Source organism: Mesorhizobium sp. Cs1321R2N1 (assembly GCF_037179725.1).
GTDB lineage: Bacteria > Pseudomonadota > Alphaproteobacteria > Rhizobiales > Rhizobiaceae > Mesorhizobium > Mesorhizobium salmacidum.
In genome coordinates, this window is sequence record NZ_JAPYKP010000117.1 from 1 (window position 1) to 18,961 (window position 18,961).

Annotated in this window: 26 protein-coding genes; 14 read left to right on the forward strand and 12 right to left on the reverse strand. The window is 63.5% G+C overall.

The window, feature by feature from the left end; all coding sequences use genetic code 11:
• A partial coding sequence (locus O7A61_RS23775) for an LLM class flavin-dependent oxidoreductase (protein WP_337131871.1) occupies window positions 1-608 on the reverse strand: 608 nt, incomplete at its 3' end.
• A gap of 221 nt (window positions 609-829) precedes the next feature.
• On the opposite strand from O7A61_RS23775, the gene O7A61_RS23780 reads away from it, so the two are divergent.
• Entirely contained in the window at window positions 830-1,258 is a 429-nt protein-coding gene (locus O7A61_RS23780; RefSeq protein ID WP_015314444.1) for a DUF6481 family protein, read from the forward strand.
• Between the two features lie 201 nt (window positions 1,259-1,459).
• Here the strand turns inward: O7A61_RS23780 and sugE are convergent, their stop codons facing one another.
• Together sugE and O7A61_RS23790 are read right to left on the reverse strand one after the other, a co-directional pair.
• Entirely contained in the window at window positions 1,460-1,774 is a 315-nt protein-coding gene (gene sugE / locus O7A61_RS23785; protein WP_337131872.1) for a quaternary ammonium compound efflux SMR transporter SugE, read from the reverse strand.
• 202 nt (window positions 1,775-1,976) lie between these two features.
• Window positions 1,977-2,102, reverse strand: a complete 126-nt coding sequence (locus O7A61_RS23790) for a hypothetical protein (RefSeq protein WP_023772267.1) — start codon at window positions 2,100-2,102, stop codon at window positions 1,977-1,979.
• 211 nt (window positions 2,103-2,313) lie between these two features.
• Here O7A61_RS23790 and O7A61_RS23795 point away from each other — a divergent pair, with 211 nt between their 5' ends.
• From O7A61_RS23795 to O7A61_RS23805, 3 genes are all read left to right on the forward strand, one after another.
• Window positions 2,314-3,123 (forward strand): transglutaminase-like domain-containing protein, encoded by an 810-nt coding sequence (locus O7A61_RS23795; protein ID WP_337131873.1) that lies wholly within the window; start codon window positions 2,314-2,316, stop codon window positions 3,121-3,123.
• 119 nt (window positions 3,124-3,242) lie between these two features.
• The gene (locus tag O7A61_RS23800) at window positions 3,243-4,196 is read left to right on the forward strand and encodes a cation diffusion facilitator family transporter (protein WP_337131874.1); all 954 of its coding nucleotides are present in this window, start codon (window positions 3,243-3,245) and stop codon (window positions 4,194-4,196) included.
• A gap of 123 nt (window positions 4,197-4,319) precedes the next feature.
• Complete coding sequence (locus tag O7A61_RS23805) at window positions 4,320-4,724, forward strand: GFA family protein (RefSeq protein ID WP_337131875.1); 405 nt, start codon at window positions 4,320-4,322, stop codon at window positions 4,722-4,724.
• 3 nt (window positions 4,725-4,727) lie between these two features.
• On the opposite strand, the gene O7A61_RS23810 is transcribed toward O7A61_RS23805, so the two are convergent.
• Window positions 4,728-5,981: a DNA recombination protein RmuC gene (locus tag O7A61_RS23810; RefSeq protein WP_337131876.1), complete on the reverse strand. Its 1,254-nt coding sequence runs from the start codon at window positions 5,979-5,981 to the stop codon at window positions 4,728-4,730.
• Between the two features lie 103 nt (window positions 5,982-6,084).
• Here O7A61_RS23810 and def point away from each other — a divergent pair, with 103 nt between their 5' ends.
• The 6 genes from def (at window position 6,085) to truA (ending at window position 9,668) form a co-directional block, all read left to right on the forward strand.
• A complete protein-coding gene (gene def / locus O7A61_RS23815; RefSeq protein WP_027143816.1) occupies window positions 6,085-6,615 on the forward strand; it encodes a peptide deformylase in 531 nt (176 codons plus the stop codon).
• A 73-nt stretch (window positions 6,616-6,688) separates the two neighbouring features.
• Window positions 6,689-6,976 (forward strand): plasmid stabilization protein, encoded by a 288-nt coding sequence (locus O7A61_RS23820; protein ID WP_337131877.1) that lies wholly within the window; start codon window positions 6,689-6,691, stop codon window positions 6,974-6,976.
• A complete protein-coding gene (locus tag O7A61_RS23825; RefSeq protein WP_337131878.1) occupies window positions 6,973-7,398 on the forward strand; it encodes a type II toxin-antitoxin system VapC family toxin in 426 nt (141 codons plus the stop codon). Before O7A61_RS23820 ends, O7A61_RS23825 begins: the two co-directional genes overlap by 4 nt.
• Window positions 7,399-7,438: 40 nt before the next feature.
• Complete coding sequence (gene fmt / locus O7A61_RS23830; RefSeq protein WP_337131879.1) at window positions 7,439-8,392, forward strand: methionyl-tRNA formyltransferase; 954 nt, start codon at window positions 7,439-7,441, stop codon at window positions 8,390-8,392.
• A complete protein-coding gene (locus tag O7A61_RS23835) occupies window positions 8,389-8,895 on the forward strand; it encodes a GNAT family N-acetyltransferase (protein ID WP_337131880.1) in 507 nt (168 codons plus the stop codon). The genes fmt and O7A61_RS23835 overlap by 4 nt, the downstream gene beginning before the upstream one ends.
• Before the next feature lie 23 nt (window positions 8,896-8,918).
• Entirely contained in the window at window positions 8,919-9,668 is a 750-nt protein-coding gene (gene truA / locus O7A61_RS23840; RefSeq protein WP_337131881.1) for a tRNA pseudouridine(38-40) synthase TruA, read from the forward strand.
• A 32-nt stretch (window positions 9,669-9,700) separates the two neighbouring features.
• On the opposite strand, the gene O7A61_RS23845 is transcribed toward truA, so the two are convergent.
• Together O7A61_RS23845 and dapE are read right to left on the reverse strand one after the other, a co-directional pair.
• Window positions 9,701-10,333, reverse strand: a complete 633-nt coding sequence (locus O7A61_RS23845) for a transporter (RefSeq protein ID WP_337131882.1) — start codon at window positions 10,331-10,333, stop codon at window positions 9,701-9,703.
• 2 nt (window positions 10,334-10,335) lie between these two features.
• Entirely contained in the window at window positions 10,336-11,529 is a 1,194-nt protein-coding gene (dapE, locus tag O7A61_RS23850) for a succinyl-diaminopimelate desuccinylase (protein WP_337131883.1), read from the reverse strand.
• 125 nt (window positions 11,530-11,654) lie between these two features.
• On the opposite strand from dapE, the gene O7A61_RS23855 reads away from it, so the two are divergent.
• The gene (locus O7A61_RS23855; protein WP_337131884.1) at window positions 11,655-12,686 is read left to right on the forward strand and encodes a 2-dehydropantoate 2-reductase; all 1,032 of its coding nucleotides are present in this window, start codon (window positions 11,655-11,657) and stop codon (window positions 12,684-12,686) included.
• Here the strand turns inward: O7A61_RS23855 and O7A61_RS23860 are convergent.
• The 4 genes from O7A61_RS23860 to dapD all read right to left on the reverse strand — a co-directional run bounded on the left by O7A61_RS23860 (window position 12,586) and on the right by dapD (window position 15,105).
• Window positions 12,586-13,362, reverse strand: coding sequence for a hypothetical protein (locus O7A61_RS23860; RefSeq protein ID WP_337131885.1), 777 nt, complete (start codon window positions 13,360-13,362; stop codon window positions 12,586-12,588). The two genes, O7A61_RS23855 and O7A61_RS23860, sit on opposite strands and share 101 nt — an antisense overlap.
• A gap of 76 nt (window positions 13,363-13,438) precedes the next feature.
• Window positions 13,439-13,822, reverse strand: a complete 384-nt coding sequence (locus tag O7A61_RS23865) for a DUF805 domain-containing protein (protein WP_027143826.1) — start codon at window positions 13,820-13,822, stop codon at window positions 13,439-13,441.
• A complete protein-coding gene (locus O7A61_RS23870) occupies window positions 13,815-14,177 on the reverse strand; it encodes a DUF805 domain-containing protein (RefSeq protein WP_337131887.1) in 363 nt (120 codons plus the stop codon). The genes O7A61_RS23865 and O7A61_RS23870 overlap by 8 nt, the downstream gene beginning before the upstream one ends.
• Window positions 14,178-14,250: 73 nt before the next feature.
• Entirely contained in the window at window positions 14,251-15,105 is an 855-nt protein-coding gene (gene dapD, locus O7A61_RS23875) for a 2,3,4,5-tetrahydropyridine-2,6-dicarboxylate N-succinyltransferase (protein ID WP_337131888.1), read from the reverse strand.
• Window positions 15,106-15,248: 143 nt separating this feature from the next.
• Here dapD and O7A61_RS23880 point away from each other — a divergent pair, with 143 nt between their 5' ends.
• A complete protein-coding gene (locus tag O7A61_RS23880) occupies window positions 15,249-16,094 on the forward strand; it encodes an LOG family protein (protein WP_337131889.1) in 846 nt (281 codons plus the stop codon).
• Window positions 16,095-16,213: 119 nt separating this feature from the next.
• Here the strand turns inward: O7A61_RS23880 and O7A61_RS23885 are convergent, their stop codons facing one another.
• Window positions 16,214-16,918, reverse strand: a complete 705-nt coding sequence (locus O7A61_RS23885; RefSeq protein WP_337131890.1) for a pyrimidine 5'-nucleotidase — start codon at window positions 16,916-16,918, stop codon at window positions 16,214-16,216.
• 161 nt (window positions 16,919-17,079) lie between these two features.
• On the opposite strand from O7A61_RS23885, the gene O7A61_RS23890 reads away from it, so the two are divergent.
• Window positions 17,080-17,841 carry a GGDEF domain-containing protein gene (locus O7A61_RS23890; RefSeq protein ID WP_337131891.1) on the forward strand — a complete coding sequence of 254 codons (762 nt, stop codon included), beginning with the start codon at window positions 17,080-17,082 and terminating at the stop codon, window positions 17,839-17,841.
• Between the two features lie 222 nt (window positions 17,842-18,063).
• Here the strand turns inward: O7A61_RS23890 and O7A61_RS23895 are convergent, their stop codons facing one another.
• Window positions 18,064-18,231, reverse strand: a complete 168-nt coding sequence (locus O7A61_RS23895; protein ID WP_337131892.1) for a hypothetical protein — start codon at window positions 18,229-18,231, stop codon at window positions 18,064-18,066.
• Window positions 18,232-18,325: 94 nt separating this feature from the next.
• Here O7A61_RS23895 and O7A61_RS23900 point away from each other — a divergent pair, with 94 nt between their 5' ends.
• Window positions 18,326-18,838 carry a MarR family winged helix-turn-helix transcriptional regulator gene (locus tag O7A61_RS23900; RefSeq protein WP_337131893.1) on the forward strand — a complete coding sequence of 171 codons (513 nt, stop codon included), beginning with the start codon at window positions 18,326-18,328 and terminating at the stop codon, window positions 18,836-18,838.
• Window positions 18,839-18,961: the final 123 nt, after the last annotated feature.

An 18,961-nucleotide genomic window follows, 5' to 3' on the forward strand; every position in this document is an offset into this window, starting at 1 on the left:
TCGCCGCCGATGATGGCAAGCGCCAGAGGAAGGCCGAGCGCGCCGGCGCGGGCGGCCGATTGCGGCGTTCCGCCAATGGCGATCCAGACCGGCAGCCTGTCCTGGAAGGGCCTGGGATAGATGCCGCGATCGTTGATCGGCGCGCGCAGATTGCCTGACCAGGTCACCTTCACCTGATCGCGGATGGCGAGCAGCAAGTCGAGCTTTTCGGCGAACAGCTCATCATAGTCTTCGAGATTGTAGCCGAACAGCGGGAAGGATTCGATGAACGATCCGCGCCCGGCCATGATCTCGGCGCGGCCGCCCGACAGAAGGTCGAGCGTGGAAAACTGCTGAAAAACGCGCACCGGATCGTCGGAGGACAGGACGGTGACCGCGCTGGTCAGTCTGATGCGCTTCGACCGCTCCGCCGCCGCGGCCAAAGCCACGACCGGCCTCGAGGCGGCATAGTCCGGCCGGTGGTGTTCGCCGAGGCCAAAGACATCGAGCCCGATCTGGTCGGCCAGTTCGATCTCCTCGATCAGGTTGCGCAGCCGCTCATGCGGGCCGATGGCGCCGGGACCCGGCACAGGGCTCACATCGGCAAAAGTGTAGAGGCCGAGTTCCATTTGGATGTTATCCCAGTGTGTTGATTGTCGCGCTAGAGGTAGCGACACGCCCGCCACGCCGCCAGAGGGCGGCTGGTGAACAGTGCATGTCGATTTCGGCGGGAAATGCGTCTCCCCGGTGCAACATCCCGGAATTTCATGGCTGGCATGCCGTTTTGGCGCTTGAACTCCCGGTTTTCGCGCGTATGTAAGCGTCGCGAATAGACTTCAAGGAAGTGGACTTGGCTATCTACAGGGAAAAAGACATTTTCGAGCGGCGCAATGCCGCGACCGAGGCAAAGAAGGCGCTTCTGGAGCGCTTCAAGTCAAAGCCGGCAGCAGACGATCCTGCGGTGCTGGCACGACAGGCCGAACGCAAGGCGATCCTTGCGGCTCGGGAGATCCGCGAGGCCGAGAAGGCCAAGCTGAAGCAGGAAAAGCTGGCACGCGAGGCGATTGAGAAGGCCGAGCGCGAGGCCGCAGCCGAAGCGGCGCGCATTGCCGCCGAGGAGGCAGCGCAAGCGGATGCCAAGCTTCGGGAAGCCGAAGAGAACGAGCGTATTGCTCGTTTGCTTGCCGATGAAGCCGAGCGCAAGGCAAAGCGCGACGCGCGCTATGCGGCACGCAAGCAGCGCACCGGCAGGACACCTCCCGGCTTTACGGGTCGCTAAGAGCGCACTCGCCGCGACGGATGAACAAGGGACGCGCCAAGGCGCGGCCCTTTTCGCGTTTGTCCATGTTGCCCAGCGGAAGCCCCTGCATTCCTGGATGTCGGCTTGACTCCAGGGATGTCGGCTTGACACCCAAGGAATGTCGCTTGACGTCCAGGGATGTAGGAGCGGTCGAAACCGTCTGCCGGCGGACAGGGCCGTTCAAGCCGCGAATTTCAGCCCCATGATACCGCAGACGATCAACGCGATGCAGCCGAGCCTGACCGCCGTGGCGGGCTCGCCCAGCAGCCAGATCCCGAGCAGCGCCGTGCCGACGGTGCCGATACCGGTCCACACCGCATAGGCGGTGCCGACAGGCAGCGCCTTCAGCGCCAGGCCGAGCAAGGTGAGGCTGACGATCATCGACGCGACCGTGAGCACGGTCGGGACAAGCTTGCTGAAGCCGTCGGTATATTTGAGGCCGATTGCCCAGCCGATTTCGAACAGGCCGGCGAAAAACAGAAACGTCCAGGACATCGCAACGCTCCGTCGGACCATCCAGCCTCTCCGGCCTCGGATGCTCAGTCGACAATGGCGGGTCGTCCCGGCCGAATTTTTCGGAAAGTGCGAGGTCGTCCCCGCGTCGTCGACATAGGGCTGTCCGAACGCCCGATCAACACGTGCCGGCGGCATTGTCGAATGCCGCCGGTGAAGTCCCGCCCCGTCGGGTTGCCGAGACTTACTTTTCTTTGATCCTCATTGCCTTGACCGGCGGCGCCTTCAGGGCCGGAGCGGCTACAGGCTTCTTGGCGTCTTTCTTTGGTTTGCGGGCTTCCTTGCCTGCCTTCATCGCACCTTTGGCCACGATTCGTTCCTCCTGTTGCGGGAAACGGAGTGAAACAAGACAAACGCCGGACTGCAAGAGGCTAGTGCTTGCTGCCAACGCCGGCAGGCCGCTTTCAACCGGTTTCTAATTTGCTCGTAAACCCCGGCGGTCCATGCCATGGTTGCCTTCGCACTGCAGCATCGACCCGTGCACCGCCGGGTGATCGTCAGGCAGGCCGGTCAGGACGACAATGCGGATCCACATCGGCTGCGAGATGAGCTTCGACTTCCCGCAGGAGACGCCGCTCATCGCGATGCTCAATGTCCATTATTCCCGCGCTTCCGATCTTGAGCGCCCGGATTTTCTGACCTCCAGCCCGCCGGTGCCGATTGAAAGTTATCGCGACAGTTTCGGAAACTGGTGCAACCGGTTCGTCGCTCCGCCCGGGCGTTTCACTTTCGGCACCGATGCGGTGATCCGCGACCCCGGCACATTCGAGATGGGCGAGCTGATGGCGTGGCAGCACGAGGTGCGCGACCTGCCGGCGGAAACGCTCCTGTTCCTGCTGCCCAGCCGGTTTTGCGAAAGCGACCTCCTGGCAAGCGAGGCATGGCGGCTGTTCGGCCATACGCCGCCCGGCATCCCGCGCGTGCAGGCGGTGTGCGATTTCGTCCACAACCACATCGCCTTCGACTACGACAACGCACGGGTGACGCGCACCGCCGCGGAAGCCTGGCGTGAACGGAGTGGCGTGTGCCGCGATTTCGCGCATCTCGCCGTCACATTCTGCCGGGCACTCAATATCCCGACGCGCTACTGCACAGGCTACATCAGCGACATCGGCATGCCGAAGCCCTGGGCGAGCATGGATTTCTGCGCCTGGATGGAGGTCTACCTCGGCGGCCGCTGGCACGCTTTCGATCCGCGCAACAACGCGCCACGTATCGGCCGCATCCTGATCGCCTCGGGCCGTGACGCGGCGGACGTGCCGCTGACCCATATTTTCGGGCCAGGCATGCTTGCGGGCTTCAAGGTATGGACCGACGAAATACAGGAATAGCTGGCGTTGTTGTCAGCAGGTTTCGAAGACGTTGAACGACCCGACGATTGGCGCGTTGTGATGGCTGTGCAGCTCCGCGGCAGGGCCGCTACATTGTACCTCAAAGAGGATAGACCTGCATGGCAGGGCATGGCGGCTCCAGAAAGGTCATCTATGCGGCGCTCGCCGGCAATCTCGCCATAGCGCTGACCAAGTTCGCCGCGGCCTTTTTCACCGGCAGTTCGGCCATGCTGTCGGAAGGCGTGCATTCGCTGGTCGATACCGGTAATGGCGGCCTGCTGCTTTACGGTATGCACCGGGCCGCACGCCCGGCCAGCCCCACCCATCCGCTCGGCCACGGCCGAGAACTCTATTTCTGGAGCTTCATCGTCGCCCTTCTGGTCTTCGCGCTGGGCGCCGGCGTGTCGTTCTACGAGGGCATCATCCACATCATGGCGCCGGAACCGGTCGCCAACGTCAAGGTGAACTACGTCGTTCTCGGCCTGTCCTTCCTGTTCGAAGGCAGTTCCTGGCTGGTGGCGCTGAAGGAATTCCGCAAGCAAAAGGGCAAGCAAGGCTGGCTGGAAGCCGTGCAATCGAGCAAGGACCCGAGCGTCTATACAGTGCTGTTCGAGGACAGCGCGGCCCTTCTCGGCCTGACGGTTGCCTTTGCCGGCATATCGGCGGCGGAGATTTTCGAGATGCCCGACCTCGACGGCGCCGCCTCGATCGGCATCGCGCTCATCCTCGGCGCGACAGCGGTCTTCCTGGCGCGTGAAAGCAAGGGCCTGCTCATCGGTGAGCCGGCCTCACCCGAGGTGCAGAGGAAGGTGCTGGCGATCGTCCAGCAGGATCCGGCGGTGCAGCGGGCGAATGGTGTGCTGACCGTGCATATGGGACCGGAAGAGATCGTTGCCGCCCTGAGCATCGAATTCGAGGACCATCTCGCGGCGCCGGACATTGAGGCCTGCGTCGAGCGTCTCGAGGCCCGGCTAAGGAAGGAAATGCCTGAGATCACGCGGCTGTTCGTCAAGCCGCAGACGTCGGGCACCTGGGAAAAGCGGCGCAAGCTGATCGAATCCGCGTCCGGATAGAGTTTGGCCATGATCCGAAAATCCCCTCTTCCTGATCATGCCTTGGCCTCTGGACCAGCGCCGCGCCGTTGCTTCGCGTCGCCGCGCGGCTAAGATTACCTGATCGATGTTGGAGGAATGACGATGAAGATCGACGGCGGCTGTCATTGTGGTGCCATCACCTATGAGGCGGAGGTCGACCCGGAAAAGACCTCGATCTGCCACTGTACCGATTGCCAAAAGCTGACCGGTACGGCCTTTCGCGTCACTGTTCCCACGCAGGAAGATCACTACCGGATCACCAGGGGCGCGCCGAAAATCTATATCAAGACCGTGGCGAGCGGCGCCAAGCGTGCCCAGGCCTTTTGTGCCGACTGCGGCTCGCATCTTTATGCGACCTCGGTCGGCGACGGTCCAAAGGTCTATGGCATCAGGGTCGGGACGTCGCGACAGCGCCAGGACCTGGTTCCGAGACACCAGAAATGGCACCGCTCAGCGCTGCATTGGCTTCCGGAATTCGAGGGCATGACGACGGTGGAAGAGCAGTAGCGTTCAGTCGTCGCCTTCGACGACCCTCAGCCTCAGCTGTCCCGTCTTGGAATCGGCCACGCGCGGTGCGGCCTCCGCCTTGCCGGCGCCGACGTGTGGGGCGTCGGGCTCGCCCTCCCCGAATTCCAGCGCCTCGATCTTCTGGCCGCGCTTGGTCACTTTCGAGGTCGAGACGAGGATGTCTTCGATGTCCTTGGCCGACTGGCCGAAATGGCCCTGCAATTTGCGCACCCGCTCGTCGACACGCTGGACGTCTTCCATCAGCCTGATGACTTCGCCCTGGATCAGATGCGCCTGTTCGCGCATGCGGGCATCCTTGAGGATCGCCTGGATGACCTGGATCGACAGCATCAGCAGCGAAGGCGAGACGATGATGACCCGGGCGCGGTGCGCCTTCTGGACAACCGCTTCGAAATTCTCATGGATTTCGGCGAACACCGATTCCGACGGCACGAACATGAAGGCCGTGTCCTGCGTCTCGCCCTGGAGCAGGTATTTTTCCGAAATGTCGCGGACATGGACCTCGATGTCGCGGCGAAAGGCCTGGGCGGCGACCTTCTGCAGGTCGGCCCCGTCGGCGGCGCGGATGGCGTTCCAGGCTTCCAGCGGAAATTTGGCATCGATGGCAAGCGACGGCGCGCCGTTTGGCATTTTCACCAGGCAGTCCGGCCGGCTGCCGTTCGACAGCGTCGCCTGGAATTCATAGGCGCCATGCGGCAGGCCGTCGGCGACGATCGCCTCCATGCGTGACTGGCCGAAGGCGCCGCGCGTCTGCTTGTTGGAGAGGATCGCCTGCAACTGCACGACCTGGCCGGCAAGCGACTGGATGTTGCCTTGCGCGGTGTCGATGACCGCCAGCCGCTCCTGCAGCTTCGTCAGGCTCTCATGCGTTGATTTGGTCTGCTCGGTCATGGTCTGGCCGATGCGGCCGGTCATGGCGTCGAGCCGCTGGCCGATCGATTGCGTCAATTCGGCCTGCCGGGCGCCGAACACTTCGGCAATAGCCCCCATGCGGCCCTGCATTTCCGCCTGCGCCTGCAAAATACCAGCCATGCGTGTCTCGGCGTCGCGGGCATGGTCGGCGGCTTCCGCGGCGGCGACCGCGCGCGCCTTGGCTGACCGCCACAGCGCAGCGACGAGCGCCACGAACAGACCGAGAAACAGCAAGACGCCGAAGGCCAGTGCGTGGCCGAGCGTGATTGTCGAGGCGCCGAGCCGTACGACAGGCTCCGAAAGGATGGTGCTCAGATCATTCATGTGGACAGCATAGCCGATTCGGCAGGCTGGCACAGATCAAAACGTGAACGAGGCTCAGGCCCACCGGTTGACGCCTTTCTTTTGAGGTCTTAGGTGAAACCCCATGCCGATCAAGCCGCTCATCATCCTTCCCGACCCCATCCTGCGCCAGGTTTCCAAGCCGGTGGAGCGCGTCGACGCGCCCTTGCGCAAACTGGCCGACGACATGCTGGCGACCATGTATGACGCACCCGGCATCGGGCTGGCGGCTATCCAGATCGGCGAACCGCTGCGCATGCTGGTGATCGACCTCGCCAAGGAAGACGAAACGCCGGCGCCGCACGTCTTCATCAACCCGGAGATTCTCGAAAGCGCTGACGCGCGGTCCGTCTACGAGGAAGGCTGCCTGTCGATCCCCGATTACTATGCCGAGGTCGAGCGCCCGGCCTCGGTGCGGGTCAAATATCTCGACCGCGACGGCACGCTGCAGGAGATGGAGGCCGAAGGGCTGATGGCGACCTGCCTGCAGCACGAGATCGACCATCTCAACGGCGTGCTGTTCATCGACCACATCTCGAAGCTGAAGCGCGACATGGTGGTGAAGAAGTTCAAGAAGCTCGCCAGGGACAAGGCGCCAGGCAAGCTGGCGGGATAGGGCACCCGAGCGCAGAATCCATTGAGCAGCGATCCTTGCCATGATATCATTGATATCAACGTTGGAGAATTGCATGGGCGATATGCTGATCAGGGACGTTCCCGAGCCGTTGAAACGCGAAATCGAACTGGCCGCACGAAGCGGCGGCCAGAGCCTATCGGGAAAGGCAATCGATCTGTTACGGAAAGGCATGGTCGCCGAAAAGGAGGCCAAGCCAGAGCCCGGTCTGTCGGCATGGGACAATATACGCTCCGCGTTCGCGACGGAGAATGCGATCGACGACGAATTCGCCGAGATCATGGACGAGATCGAAGCGGACAGAAAACGCGACTTTGGGCGCCCGGCCGAGGATTTCGAGTGATCGTCCTCGACACCAGCGTCATTTCCGAAACGAGCAGGACGGCACCCGATGCGAACCTGGTCGAATGGTTTCGCAAACAGGAGTTGCTTGACTTGTACCTGTGCGGCCCTGTCGTCATGGAACAATCCTTCGGTGCCGAACGATTTCTGAACAAGACCGGCTCCGATCGCCATGTCCGTGCTCTCGATCACCTGATCTCGAAGCAGTTCTCCGGTCGCGTCGTGGAATTTGCTGGTTCTATCCCTCGCCTTGCCGGCAAGCTCCGAGCGACGCGGGAACGGCTCGGGCGCCCAATCAGCCTTGCTGATGCCATGATCGCCGCGATCTGTCTCGCGCATGACGCCACGTTGGCAACCCGCAATGTTCGCGACTTCGACGGGCTTGACCTTAAGCTCGTAAACCCGTTTGAAACGAGTGCCTGAGCCGGGTCACGGCAAGGCAGGAACAAGGCCGCAAAAGAAAATGCCCCTTCGCGTCATCTTCATGGGCACGCCGGAGTTTTCGGTGCCGACGCTGCGTGCCATCGCCGAAGCCGGACATGAGATAGCAGCTGTTTATACGCAGCCGCCGCGCGCCGCAGGCCGGCGCGGGCTGGAGTTGACGCCGTCCCCCGTGCAGCGCGAGGCCGAGCGGCTGGGTATCGAGGTACGCACGCCGACATCGTTGAAGGGCGAGGCCGAACAGGCCGCTTTTGCCGCCCTTGGCGCCGATATCGCCGTGGTCGTCGCCTATGGCTTGCTCCTGCCCAAGGCGGTTCTGGAGGCACCCCGGCTTGGCTGCGTCAACGGCCACGCTTCGCTTTTGCCGCGCTGGCGCGGCGCGGCACCCATCCAGCGCGCCATCATGGCCGGCGACACCGAGACCGGCATGATGGTGATGCGCATGGAGGAGGGCCTCGACACCGGTCCGGTGGGATTGGTTGAAAAATGCGCCATCGACCCCGATATGACAGCCGGCGATCTGCATGATCGGTTGATGAGTGTTGGCGCTGCCCTGATGGCGGAAGCGCTGGCACGGCTGGAACAGAACGTCCTGACGTTTACCGCGCAAGCGGCCGAAGGGGTGACTTACGCCAGGAAAATCGATAAATCCGAGACGCGCGTGGAGTGGACACGGCCCGCGGCCGAGATCCACAACCACATTCGTGGCCTGTCGCCCTTTCCTGGCGCCTGGTCCGAGATTGACATTGGCGGCCGCGTGGAACGGCTGAAACTGCTTCGCTCGACGCTGTCCGAAGGCCTGTCGCTTTCGGAAGATTTGGGCGAGTCGGGAGGAATTCTCGATGACCGGCTGACGGTCGCCTGCGGAAAAGGCGCGATCAGGGTGGTCGAAGTTCAACGTGCGGGCGGAAGGCCCGCTGCCGCGTCGGAGTTCCTGCGCGGAGCCAAGATCGAAAAAGGACTGAAATTCTCATGAGCATGATGTCGATACGCGCGGCGACGCCGCGGGACCGCGAGGCCATTCGCCTCGTCGAGGAACACGCATTCGGCCAGCAGACTGAGGCCGGACTGGTCGACGCGTTGGTGACCGGCGGTGACGCCGTCGTCGAACTGGTTGCGGAAGAGGACGGCCAGGCCGTTGGCCACATCCTGTTTTCGCGGCTGTTCGTGCAGAACGGCGGCAACAGTTTTGCCGCCGTGGCGCTTGCCCCGCTGGCGGTGGAGCCGTCTTTTCACGGCTCCGGCATCGGCGGCGCGCTGATCCGCGAGGGCCATATCCGGCTCAGGGATGCCGGCGAGACGCTGGCTGTCGTGCTGGGCGATCCGGCCTATTACGGCCGTTTCGGCTATAGCCACGCCCGGGCTGAAAAGTTCGAAAGCGAATACCAAGGCGAAGCGCTGCAGGCGCTGGCCTGGGGCGACGCACCCGAAGCCGGCAGACTGGTCTACGCCTCCGCCTTTACCGCTCTCGCCGCCTAGGCGAGGGCGTATAACCGACCGGCATGCCGCGTTTTCGCCTCGATATCGAATATGACGGCAGCCTCTTTGCCGGCTGGCAGCACCAGGCCGATCAGCCTTCGGTGCAGCAGGCGATCGAGCAGGCGATCGAGAAATTCTGCGGCGAGGCGGTCCGGCTGCGCGCCGCCGGCCGCACGGATGCCGGCGTGCACGCGACCGCGCAGGTGGCGCATGTCGACCTTGCCAAGGCGTGGCCCGACGACAAGGTGCGCGATGCCATCAATGCACACCTGCAGGTGGCCGGCGCGCGTATCGTCATCCTGAAGGCCACGATCGTCACCGACGATTTCGATGCCCGTTTCTCGGCCATCGGCCGGCACTATCTCTACCGCATCCTCAACCGGCGGGCGCCCTCGGCGCTGGAGAAGGGTAAGGTGTGGTGGGTGCCAAAGCGGCTCGATGCCGCCGCCATGCACGAGGCGGCGAAGCTCCTGCTCGGCCGGCACGACTTCACCACCTTCCGCTCCACCCAGTGCCAGGCCAACAGCCCGGTCAGGACACTGGAGCGGCTCGATGTGAGCCGAACGGGCGACGTGATCGAGGTGAGAGCCTCCGCGCGATCCTTCCTGCACAACCAGGTGCGCTCCATGGTCGGCTCGCTCAAGCGGGTCGGGGACGGCGGCTGGACATCAGGCGACCTTGAGGCGGCGCTCGAGGCGCGAGACCGCGCCGCCTGCGGGCAGGTGGCGCCGCCCGATGGGCTTTTCCTGATAGGCGTCGATTATCCCGGATAGAACCCGGTTCTATCCCGGATAAGAGCCTTGCTCTATCCCGGATAGAGCCCGGAAAGGCTCTGGGCCCCGACATCGTCCGGCACGCTGATGCCAAGCAGCATCTGCAGCCCGAACAGCGCCAGCAGCGAAGCGATGAACATGCCGACGAAAACGGCGGTGCCGACCGCCGCGCCCCTGCCGATCGTGGCGGTGGTCATGCGCCAGGTCAGCACCATCGACAGGGAAAACAACAGCAGCGACACCAGGCTCGCGACCTGGCTTGTCGACGACAGGAAAAGCCTGATCAGCGCCGAAGGCAGCATCAGCCAGGCGGTAATGGCCGAAGCCCAGTTGCTGGCGACGACATAGTGGACGAAGCGCCCGCCAATGCCGGCGCGTGGTGCCACCAAGGCGAGCGCGACCAGCGGCAGCACCCAGGAGCCGATATCGACCGTCGCCAGCCGCACCAGCATGCTGAAGCGGCCGGCGAGGGCATCGGGATCGCTGATCTCGTTGGCGATGCCGACCCAGCCGACGATCAGCGCCGGTGCCGCGACGATGATGGCGAAGAACGAATTCCAGAAGCCGTCGGCTGACAGGTCGAGCAGGCGCAGCCCGTCGACCTTGCCGAGCATCAGCCGCCAGGCGCCGGTCAGCGAAGCTTGGGTTTCGTCCGCGGTAAGCATGCTCAGCCCTGTCCGAACCAGTCGTCGATGAAGCGCTGATAGATCCGCGTCAGCGTTTCCAGATCGGCGATGGCGACGCGCTCGTCGACCATGTGCATGGTCTTGCCGACCAGGCCGAATTCCACCACCGGGCAATAATCCATGATGAAGCGCGCATCCGATGTGCCGCCGGAGGTGGACAGCGCCGGCTTTTTGCCGACCACCGCCTTGACCGAGCCGCTCAGCGTCTCGACCAGCCTGTCGTCGCGGGTCAGGAAGACATGGCTCGGCCGGTCGCGCCAGACCAAGTCATAGTCGACCGGCGTCTTCTTGCCTGGCCGGTATTTCTTGCGCCCCGCCGCCTGATCGAGGCGGTTGTGGATTTCCGCCTGGACCGTCTCGGCCGTCCAGCTGTCGTTGAAGCGGATGTTGAAGGTGGCGGTCGCCTTGGCGGGAATGACGTTGGTGGCCGGGTTGCCGACATCGATGGAGGTCACCTCCAGGTTGGTCGGCTGGAAATCCTTGGTTCCCTTGTCGAAGACGGGATGCAGCAAGGCGTCCACCAGGCTCATCAGCCCGCGCACCGGATTGTCGGCAAGCTGCGGATAGGCGGCATGGCCCTGGCGGCCATTGACGGTGATGCTGCCGGACATCGAGCCGCGCCGGCCGATCTTGATCATGTCGCCGAGCGTGTCCGGATTGGTCGGCTCGCCAACAATCGAGGCGTCCCACTTTTCGCCTTTGGACGCGGCCCATTCGAGCAGCTTGACCGTGCCGTTGATGGCCGGACCTTCCTCGTCGCCGGTGATCAGCAGCGACACCGAACCCTTCGGGCCGCCATTTGCCTCGACATGGCGCGCCACAGCGGCGATGAAGCAGGCTATGCCGCCCTTCATGTCGACGGCGCCGCGGCCATACATCTCGCCATTGGCGATCTCGGCGGCGAAAGGCGGATGCGTCCAGGCGGCTTCGTCGCCGATGGGCACGACGTCGGTATGGCCCGCGAACATCAGATGCGGGCCGTTGCCGGAGCGCCGTGCATAGAGGTTCTCGATATCGGGCGTGCCGTCCTCGGAGAACACCGGCCGATCGACCAGAAAGCCGAGCGGTTTCAGCATAGCCTCCAGCGCGCTCAGGGCGCCGCCTTCGGCTGGCGTAACCGAGGCACAGCGGATGAGAGAGACGAGGTTTGCGGCGGGGTCAGTCGGCAGCGTCATGGCAAAAGCGATAGTCGAAAGCGAAAGGCCTGTCACTGCCAGACATAGGGCCAAGCCAATGGCCGACGATACCGCCGACATTATGGTTTTCATGTCGTATAGTTCTGGCCGACGCGGGGTAAGAGATGGCAAACAGCGAAAAGAGGATCGTCATTGCCGGCGCCGGCAGCATTGGCTGTTATGCCGGCGGCTGCCTGGCGCTCGCCGGGCGGCGGGTTGTCCTGCTCGCCAGGCCGCGCGTCGAGGCAGCGCTGCGGCAGGGCGGATTGCGCGTCAGCGACCTCGACGGCCGCGATCGCCTGATCAAGCCGGACGCGCTTGCGGTCACCACCGATCCTGCCGCCGCCTTGCCGGAGGCCGACGTGATCCTGGTCACCGTCAAGAGCGGCGCGACGCAGGATATGGCAGCACTCATCAAGACCCATGCCCGTCCGGATGCCGTGGTGGTGAGCCTGCAGAACGGCGTCGACAATGCCGACAGGCTGCGCGCGGCGCTTGGCCGGCAAACGGTGCTGGCCGGCATGGTGCCGTTCAATGTCGTGCAATCAGCCGATGGAGAGCTGCCGCTGCGCGTCCACCGCGCCAGCGACGGCAAGGTGATGGTCGAAGATGCCGGCCTTGCCGGCCTTCTCGACGTCGAAGGTCTCGCGGTCCAAGCGCACATGAAGGCCGTGCTGTGGGGCAAGCTTCTGATGAACCTGAACAATGCGCTGGTGGCGCTGTCAGGCCTTCCGCTGGCAACCGAACTCGCCGACAGGCGCTGGCGGCTGATCCTCGCCGACCAGATCGACGAGGCGCTGCGGGCCATGAAGGCCTCCGGCGTCGAGCCGGCGCGCATCGCCGGCCTGCGGCCGGCGCTGCTGCCGAAGGTGCTCAGGCTGCCCGACTGGCTGTTCAAATTGCTGGCGCGGCGCATGCTGGCGATCGACCCCGAGGCGCGCTCGTCGATGTGGGACGATCTGCGGCGCGGCCGGCCGACCGAGATCGGCGACCTGCAGGGTGCTGTTTTGCGGCTCGCTGAAAAAGCCGGCACGCCGGCGCCGACGGTCCGGCGGATCAGCGCCCTGGTGCGCGCGGCGGAAGCCGAGCGGCTCGGCTCGCCGGGCCTGCCGCCGGAGAAGGTTGTGGCGCCGCCGGCCGGCCGTCGATCAACGTGATCTTCTGCCAGATTTTGCGCGACAGGTTGGATGCCAGGTTCTCGACGTCGTTGACGCCGTCGATGACGACGGCGTCATTCACGGACTGGGCGAACAGCGCCGCGATCTTGCCGGTGATCGACAGCATTTCGGAGCAATAGTCGAGATAGCGCGCGAGATCCGCGGCATTGGTGATGCGGGCCGGCGAATGCGAGGTCGGTTTGAAACTGGCCGACAGCGCCGCCGGATCCTTGGTGAGCTGATGCATGTCGATGACGTGGATCAGCGAACGCAGGCCGTGCAACTGGCGAAACACCTGCTTGCGCTTGATGCGCTCCTCGGTGCGGATCAGGGCGAGGAAGCCGAGCACGGCGAGGATGATCATGTTGATCGTGGCTTCGATGCCTTGCACCGACTGCACCGCGTCGTCAGCCTGGGAGATGTGAATGAGGGGCAGGATGGTGCCGACGAAGATGAAGATCAGCCCACCGGCGATCACGGCGGCGACAATGATGCCACGCAGCCACCAGATCGGCGCTTCCAGGGCCTTGGCGGCCTTGGCCAGATCGCGCGACAACGACACCAGTTCGGCGGCGACGCCGCGCAACCCGGCGTCCGGGAAACGGTCAGCCACGCGGCCTTCAAGCCGCTCGGCGGTTTCGATGATCAGTTTCGGATCAAGCGTGCGGTAGCGCATGGCGAGATATCCGATCGGTCCCCCCTTAGAGCGTGATGCCGAAAAGTGTGAAGTGGTTTTCGGACGACATCATGCTCTATTTCTTTGATTCAGCCGGCTCGTTGGTGCGCCGGCCGTAGCGGTTGGGCCCAGGCTGCCCTGGAAACAGGCACAACACAAGGAAGGCGACGATCGAGACGACCGGCACGAACAGGATCAGCGCGGCGATGCCCGGCTTGTCGAGGTCGTGCAGCCGCTTCACCGCCAGCGCGATGTTCGACCACAGCGAGGCGATGAAGGCGATGAAGAAGATGAACGACCACATGTTGCTCTCGGCCGAGCCCTCCGGCACCAGCGTGAAGCGGTACAGCGGGAACGCCTGGATGATGGCGACGAGCAATCCGCCGAGAAAATAGGCCGCGCGGCTGACGCGGCCCGAGGTCTTGAAGAAAAGCCAGTTGAGATCCGATCTTTCAGGCAAACGGGTCCGATCCATATTGATTGGCACCCCTGGTGCCTTCGAGGATGCCGAGTTCGACCAGCAGCCAGATGCGGCCGATGACGGGGACGAAGCCGATCAGTGTCCACCAGCCCGACTTGTTGCGGTCGTGCCAGCGTTTGGCATAGAGGGCAATCGCGAAATAGATCGATGCCAGCGCGAAGAGGATGCCGATGATGCCGATCTGGGCACCGCTGGCCGTGGTGAAACGCGTGCCGAGGATCGCGTCGAGAATGAAAGCAATAACGCCGATAACGATGAATATGCCGATGCCAGCCCAGAACTTGCCCCGGTTGATGCGACCGTCAAAGCTTGTGAGCAGATATTTCCAGTCCATGTCACCCCTCCATGTTGAACCCAGCGCGACCGATCGTCGCGCCGGCGGAAGGTGCACCTGCCCGGCTGAAAGATCAATCGCGCAGCAATTCGTTGATCGAGGTCTTGGACCGGGTCCTGGCGTCGACCCGCTTGACGATGACGGCGCAATAGAGGCCTGGGCCCGGTTCGTTGTTTGGAAACGCCTTGCCCGGCATCGATCCGGCGACGACGACGGAATTCGGCGGCACCTCGCCGTAGAAGACCTCGCCGGTGGCGCGGTCGATGATCTTGGTCGATTGGCCGATGAAGACACCCATGCCGAGCACCGAGCCTTCGCGCACGATGCAGCCCTCGACCACTTCGGAACGCGCGCCGATGAAGCAATTGTCCTCGATGATGGTGGGGCCGGCCTGCATCGGCTCCAGCACGCCGCCGATGCCGACGCCGCCCGAAAGGTGGACATTCTTCCCTATCTGGGCACAGGAGCCGACCGAAGCCCAGGTATCGACCATGGTGCCGCTATCGACATAGGCGCCGACATTGACGAAGGACGGCATCAAGACGGCGCCGGGCGCGACATAGGCCGAACGGCGCACGATCGATGACGGCACGGCGCGGAAGCCCGCCTTCTCGAAATCGACGGCGCTCCAGCCGTCGAACTTGGACGCCACCTTGTCCCACCACACGGCCTCGCCGGGGCCGCCCTTGATGATCTCCATCGGATTGAGCCGGAAGGAGAGCAGCACGGCCTTCTTCAGCCACTGGTTGACGTGCCATTTGCCGTCGGCCTGCCGCTCGGCGACGCGGGCGGTGCCGCGGTCGAGCAGGTCGAGTGCCGACTGGATGGCGTCGCGCACCTCGCCGCGGGTCGCGGTCGAAATGGCGTCGCGTTCCTCGAAGGCCCTGTCGATGGTCTTTTCGAGGCTCGTCAGATCGGGCTTCGACATGAATTTGCTCCATTACCAAGCTGTTAAGGGGCTGCGCCTTAACCTGTTTAAAAGTCGCGCGGACCCTATGTTAAGGCTCAATGGGGGTCAATCGCGGCTGCGTCACGGGACGACGCAAGTAAAGGAATGGACGGGTGGATTCGATGACTCCCATGGAAAAGGCGGGATGGACGCCGCTGCCGCATTCGGACGAGGATCTGGAGCGGTCGAAAAGCGTGCCGGACACGCCGCAGACGCGGGCCGAAACCTACCGCCTGGCCTGGAACGATCCCGACTTCATGACGCGGCGCGAATTGCGCGCGGTCAGGCTGCAACTGGAACTGCTGAAGCCGGAAATGATCCTGGCCGAGCGCGGCATCCGTTCGACGGTGATCCTGTTCGGCGGCGCGCGCCTGCCCGAACCGGGCGGCGAGGCCTGGGCCGCCAAAAACGAGACGCAGAAGAAGAACCTCGAGGAAAACAGCAAATATTACGAAGAGGCGCGCAAATTCGCCCGCCTCTGCTCGCAGCAGTCGGCCACGTCATATTATCGCGAATATGTCGTGGTGACCGGCGGCGGGCCCGGCGTGATGGAGGCGGGAAACCGCGGCGCCGCCGATGTCGGCGCGCCGTCGATCGGGCTCAACATCGTGCTGCCGCACGAGCAGGCACCGAACCCCTATGTTACGCCGGAACTCTGCTTCAACTTCCACTATTTTGCCATCCGCAAGATGCACTTCGTCATGCGCGCCAAGGCCGTGGCGGTGTTTCCCGGCGGCTTCGGCACGATGGACGAGTTCTTCGAGACGCTGACGCTGATCCAGACCGGGCGCATGGAGCGCGTGCCGGTGATCCTGTTCGGCAAATCCTTCTGGAGGCGGGCGATCGACCTCGACTTCCTCGCCGAGCAAGGCACCATCAGCCCGGGCGACCAGGACATCATCGATTTCGTCGACACAGCCGACGAAGCCTGGAGCATCATCAGCCGCTTCTACAAGCTAGGGGAATAGGGATTGCGGGAACGGGGAAATGAGGAACTGGGGAAATGAAGAGGAACTGGGGAAATGAAGAATTGACGAAATGAGGGGCATGGCTTGCGTCCCGACCAATTCCTCAATTCCTCAATTCCTCACTCCCTCACGACTATGGTCGTGAGGAACGTGGCGAGATCGTCGGTGACGAAATCGACGTCATCCTCGTTGGCCGGGTCGCGTTCCCAGATTTCCGAGAAGGTCGGCTCGAAATTGCGCGGCACCACGAGAACCGTGGTCATGCCCAGCGACTTCGGCACGGAAAGGTTGCGGGCGAGATCCTCGAACATCACCGCATTGTGGCCGGTGACGGCGTGCAGTTCCGCGAACTTCTCGTAGGTCTGGCGCGCCGGCTTGGGGTTGAGGCCGGCGGCGACGATATCGAAGATGTCATCGAAATGCTCGAGGATGCCGAGCTGGCGCGCGGTGCGCTCGGCGTGTCTGCGGTCGCCATTGGTGAAGATGAACTTGCGGCCGGGAAGCTGGCGGATGGCGGTGCCGAGAACGGGATCGGGCACCAGCCACGAATAATCGATGTCGTGGACCTTCTCGAGGAAGTCGTCGGGATCGATGCCGTGGCGCGTCATCAGTCCGTTCAGCGTCGTGCCGTATTCGCGATACAGCTCCTTTTGCAGCTTGCGCGCCTCCTCGCGCGGCAGCGCCAGCAGTTCCCCGACATAGGCGGTCATCTTGACGTCGATCTGCGCGAACAGATTCGAGTGGTGCGGATAGAGCGTGTTGTCGAGGTCGAATACCCAGTCGGTGACATGGGCGAAGCGGGCGGGATCGGGAAGCGTGGTCATGCGCTCCTTATGGCATGAAACAGGGATTCTGAAAGGGACTTTATCCACAACTTCTGCGCGTTGAAGTTGCAGAAATAGCCTCACGATTCAAATTTTATGCATCCCGGAAAGATAGCCTTCAGGGCTTGCTGGCACAGAGACAGTCCTGTGGGGAGCCTGCGATGAACAGCATTATTCTCAAAGCCGCCGCCATCGCCTTTGCCTCCGTCGCGGCCTCTCTCCTGCTGACGTTGATCATCGTGCCAGCCATGGGGTTCCCGGTCACCCGCACGATCTGGCTGACATCGACGCTCTGTCCGCTGGTCCTTGCCTGGACGGCATGCGCCGGCACGTTCTGGCAGAGCGACAGGCTGAAGAACGCCCATCGCGAACTTGCCCGTGCCCATGCCCAGCTCGCCGCAGCGCACCGCCGCCTGGCGGAAAAGGCGAGCCGCGACGACATGACCGGCATGCTCAATCGGGAAAGCTTCTTTGCCGCGCTGGATGGCTCCCGGCGCAAGTCCGACCGCGGCGCGCTGCTGATCATCGACGCCGATCATTTCAAGACGATCAATGACAATTTCGGCCACCTGACCGGCGACGACGCGCTGCTGTTGATCGCCAGCGCCATCGAGCGCGGCGTGCGCAGCGGCGACGTGCTCGGCCGCATCGGCGGCGAGGAGTTCGGCGCGTTTCTGACCGGAGCCACGGAACAGGAGGCCAAGCGCGTTGCCGAGCGGATCCGCCGTGAGGTCGAGTTGATCCGCTTCCGGCCTATCGATGAACGGACCATCCCGCTGACGGTCAGCATAGGCGGCACCGTCTGCGGCGAGGATGTCAACGTATCGGAACTGATGCGCGCCGCGGACCGGCGTCTCTATCAGGCCAAGCATGCGGGCCGCAACCTGACGATCTTGGGCACGGATATCTCGGCCGCCGCGTGACTGATCACGATGACTGCGGCCGTCGCAACGAGGCAGGCGGCCGGCAACCTCAATGGTGGGCGCCAGGGTGAGGAACGAACCTTTGCTCGGAGGTCGCGCGATCTTGCCTCGATCAGGCAGACGCCAACTGTTTGCCGACGAAGCATGGTGCAAGCGCCTGACGGGCGACGCCGGCGCCAATGATGGCGACCGGCAATGCCTCGGTGGCGACGGCAGCCATCATTACAGCCCGTAGACGGCGATGCGCACCAGCACAGCGGCGGCGGCCAGCGACACCAGCAGGATGCCGACGCCGATGGGCGAGCCCCAGCCATACCACTCCATCGCCAGCTTGGCGTATTTGAACTCTTCCTCATGCGAGAGAGGCGTATGCTGTTGGATCGGACTCATTTTCCACTCCTCGTTGGCGGCCGACCCTTGCCTATCGCAAGCCGCGGCCGCATATTGCTATAATAGTCTAAATGTTAGACAGATTGATAGTTAGATGATCGAAACAAAATCGTCAAGCGGAGATCGCACCGAACTAGCCGCCGCGATCGGACTTGCCATCATGCAGTGGCAGGACGCGACGCAGGCCTATGACGAGGCGGTGGGGGCGAGACTCGGCCTCAACATGGCTGAGCGCCATTGCATTGGTTTGCTCCATGGCGGCCCGCAATCGGCCGGTGCGATCGCGGCCGCGACCGGGCTGACGCCGGCCGCGGTGACGGCGCTGATCGATCGGCTGGAGGCGCGCGGCCTGTTGACGCGCAAGCGCAACCTCGAGGACAGGCGCAAGGTGGTCATCGAGGCAACGGAGGCAACACGGGAGCTGTCGGCGCGATATTACGGCGCCATCGCGCGGGAAGGCGAGAAGGTCATTGCCACGTTCAGCGACGCCGAGCTTGCCACCATTCGGCGCTTCATCACCGCCGCGCTCGACCTGCAACGCGACCAGCTCGAGAGGTTGAAGGCCGAGGCGCCACAAGCGCGCCGATTTGAATCGTCAATCGCCTAGAGCGGGATGAAATTTATAAGAGTCGTGGGATTCCCAAATCATCGCCGTTCTGATTCAACATGCATGCTGGGAGGAGGCCAGCATGGATGGCAGGGTATTCGATGGATCTTCGCGAGCGGGTTG

Coding starts and splice junctions, on each gene's coding strand:
- sugE (WP_337131872.1), bottom strand. CDS start 1,774: ATGTCCTGGACGTTTCTGTTTTTCGCCGGCCTGTTCGAAATCGGCTGG.
- O7A61_RS23795 (WP_337131873.1), top strand. CDS start 2,314: ATGCGGATCCACATCGGCTGCGAGATGAGCTTCGACTTCCCGCAGGAG.
- O7A61_RS23800 (WP_337131874.1), top strand. CDS start 3,243: ATGGCAGGGCATGGCGGCTCCAGAAAGGTCATCTATGCGGCGCTCGCC.
- O7A61_RS23805 (WP_337131875.1), top strand. CDS start 4,320: ATGAAGATCGACGGCGGCTGTCATTGTGGTGCCATCACCTATGAGGCG.
- O7A61_RS23810 (WP_337131876.1), bottom strand. CDS start 5,981: ATGAATGATCTGAGCACCATCCTTTCGGAGCCTGTCGTACGGCTCGGC.
- def (WP_027143816.1), top strand. CDS start 6,085: ATGCCGATCAAGCCGCTCATCATCCTTCCCGACCCCATCCTGCGCCAG.
- O7A61_RS23820 (WP_337131877.1), top strand. CDS start 6,689: ATGGGCGATATGCTGATCAGGGACGTTCCCGAGCCGTTGAAACGCGAA.
- fmt (WP_337131879.1), top strand. CDS start 7,439: ATGCCCCTTCGCGTCATCTTCATGGGCACGCCGGAGTTTTCGGTGCCG.
- O7A61_RS23835 (WP_337131880.1), top strand. CDS start 8,389: ATGAGCATGATGTCGATACGCGCGGCGACGCCGCGGGACCGCGAGGCC.
- truA (WP_337131881.1), top strand. CDS start 8,919: ATGCCGCGTTTTCGCCTCGATATCGAATATGACGGCAGCCTCTTTGCC.
- O7A61_RS23845 (WP_337131882.1), bottom strand. CDS start 10,333: ATGCTTACCGCGGACGAAACCCAAGCTTCGCTGACCGGCGCCTGGCGG.
- dapE (WP_337131883.1), bottom strand. CDS start 11,529: ATGACGCTGCCGACTGACCCCGCCGCAAACCTCGTCTCTCTCATCCGC.
- O7A61_RS23855 (WP_337131884.1), top strand. CDS start 11,655: ATGGCAAACAGCGAAAAGAGGATCGTCATTGCCGGCGCCGGCAGCATT.
- O7A61_RS23860 (WP_337131885.1), bottom strand. CDS start 13,362: ATGCGCTACCGCACGCTTGATCCGAAACTGATCATCGAAACCGCCGAG.
- O7A61_RS23870 (WP_337131887.1), bottom strand. CDS start 14,177: ATGGACTGGAAATATCTGCTCACAAGCTTTGACGGTCGCATCAACCGG.
- dapD (WP_337131888.1), bottom strand. CDS start 15,105: ATGTCGAAGCCCGATCTGACGAGCCTCGAAAAGACCATCGACAGGGCC.
- O7A61_RS23880 (WP_337131889.1), top strand. CDS start 15,249: ATGACTCCCATGGAAAAGGCGGGATGGACGCCGCTGCCGCATTCGGAC.
- O7A61_RS23885 (WP_337131890.1), bottom strand. CDS start 16,918: ATGACCACGCTTCCCGATCCCGCCCGCTTCGCCCATGTCACCGACTGG.
- O7A61_RS23890 (WP_337131891.1), top strand. CDS start 17,080: ATGAACAGCATTATTCTCAAAGCCGCCGCCATCGCCTTTGCCTCCGTC.
- O7A61_RS23895 (WP_337131892.1), bottom strand. CDS start 18,231: ATGAGTCCGATCCAACAGCATACGCCTCTCTCGCATGAGGAAGAGTTC.
- O7A61_RS23900 (WP_337131893.1), top strand. CDS start 18,326: ATGATCGAAACAAAATCGTCAAGCGGAGATCGCACCGAACTAGCCGCC.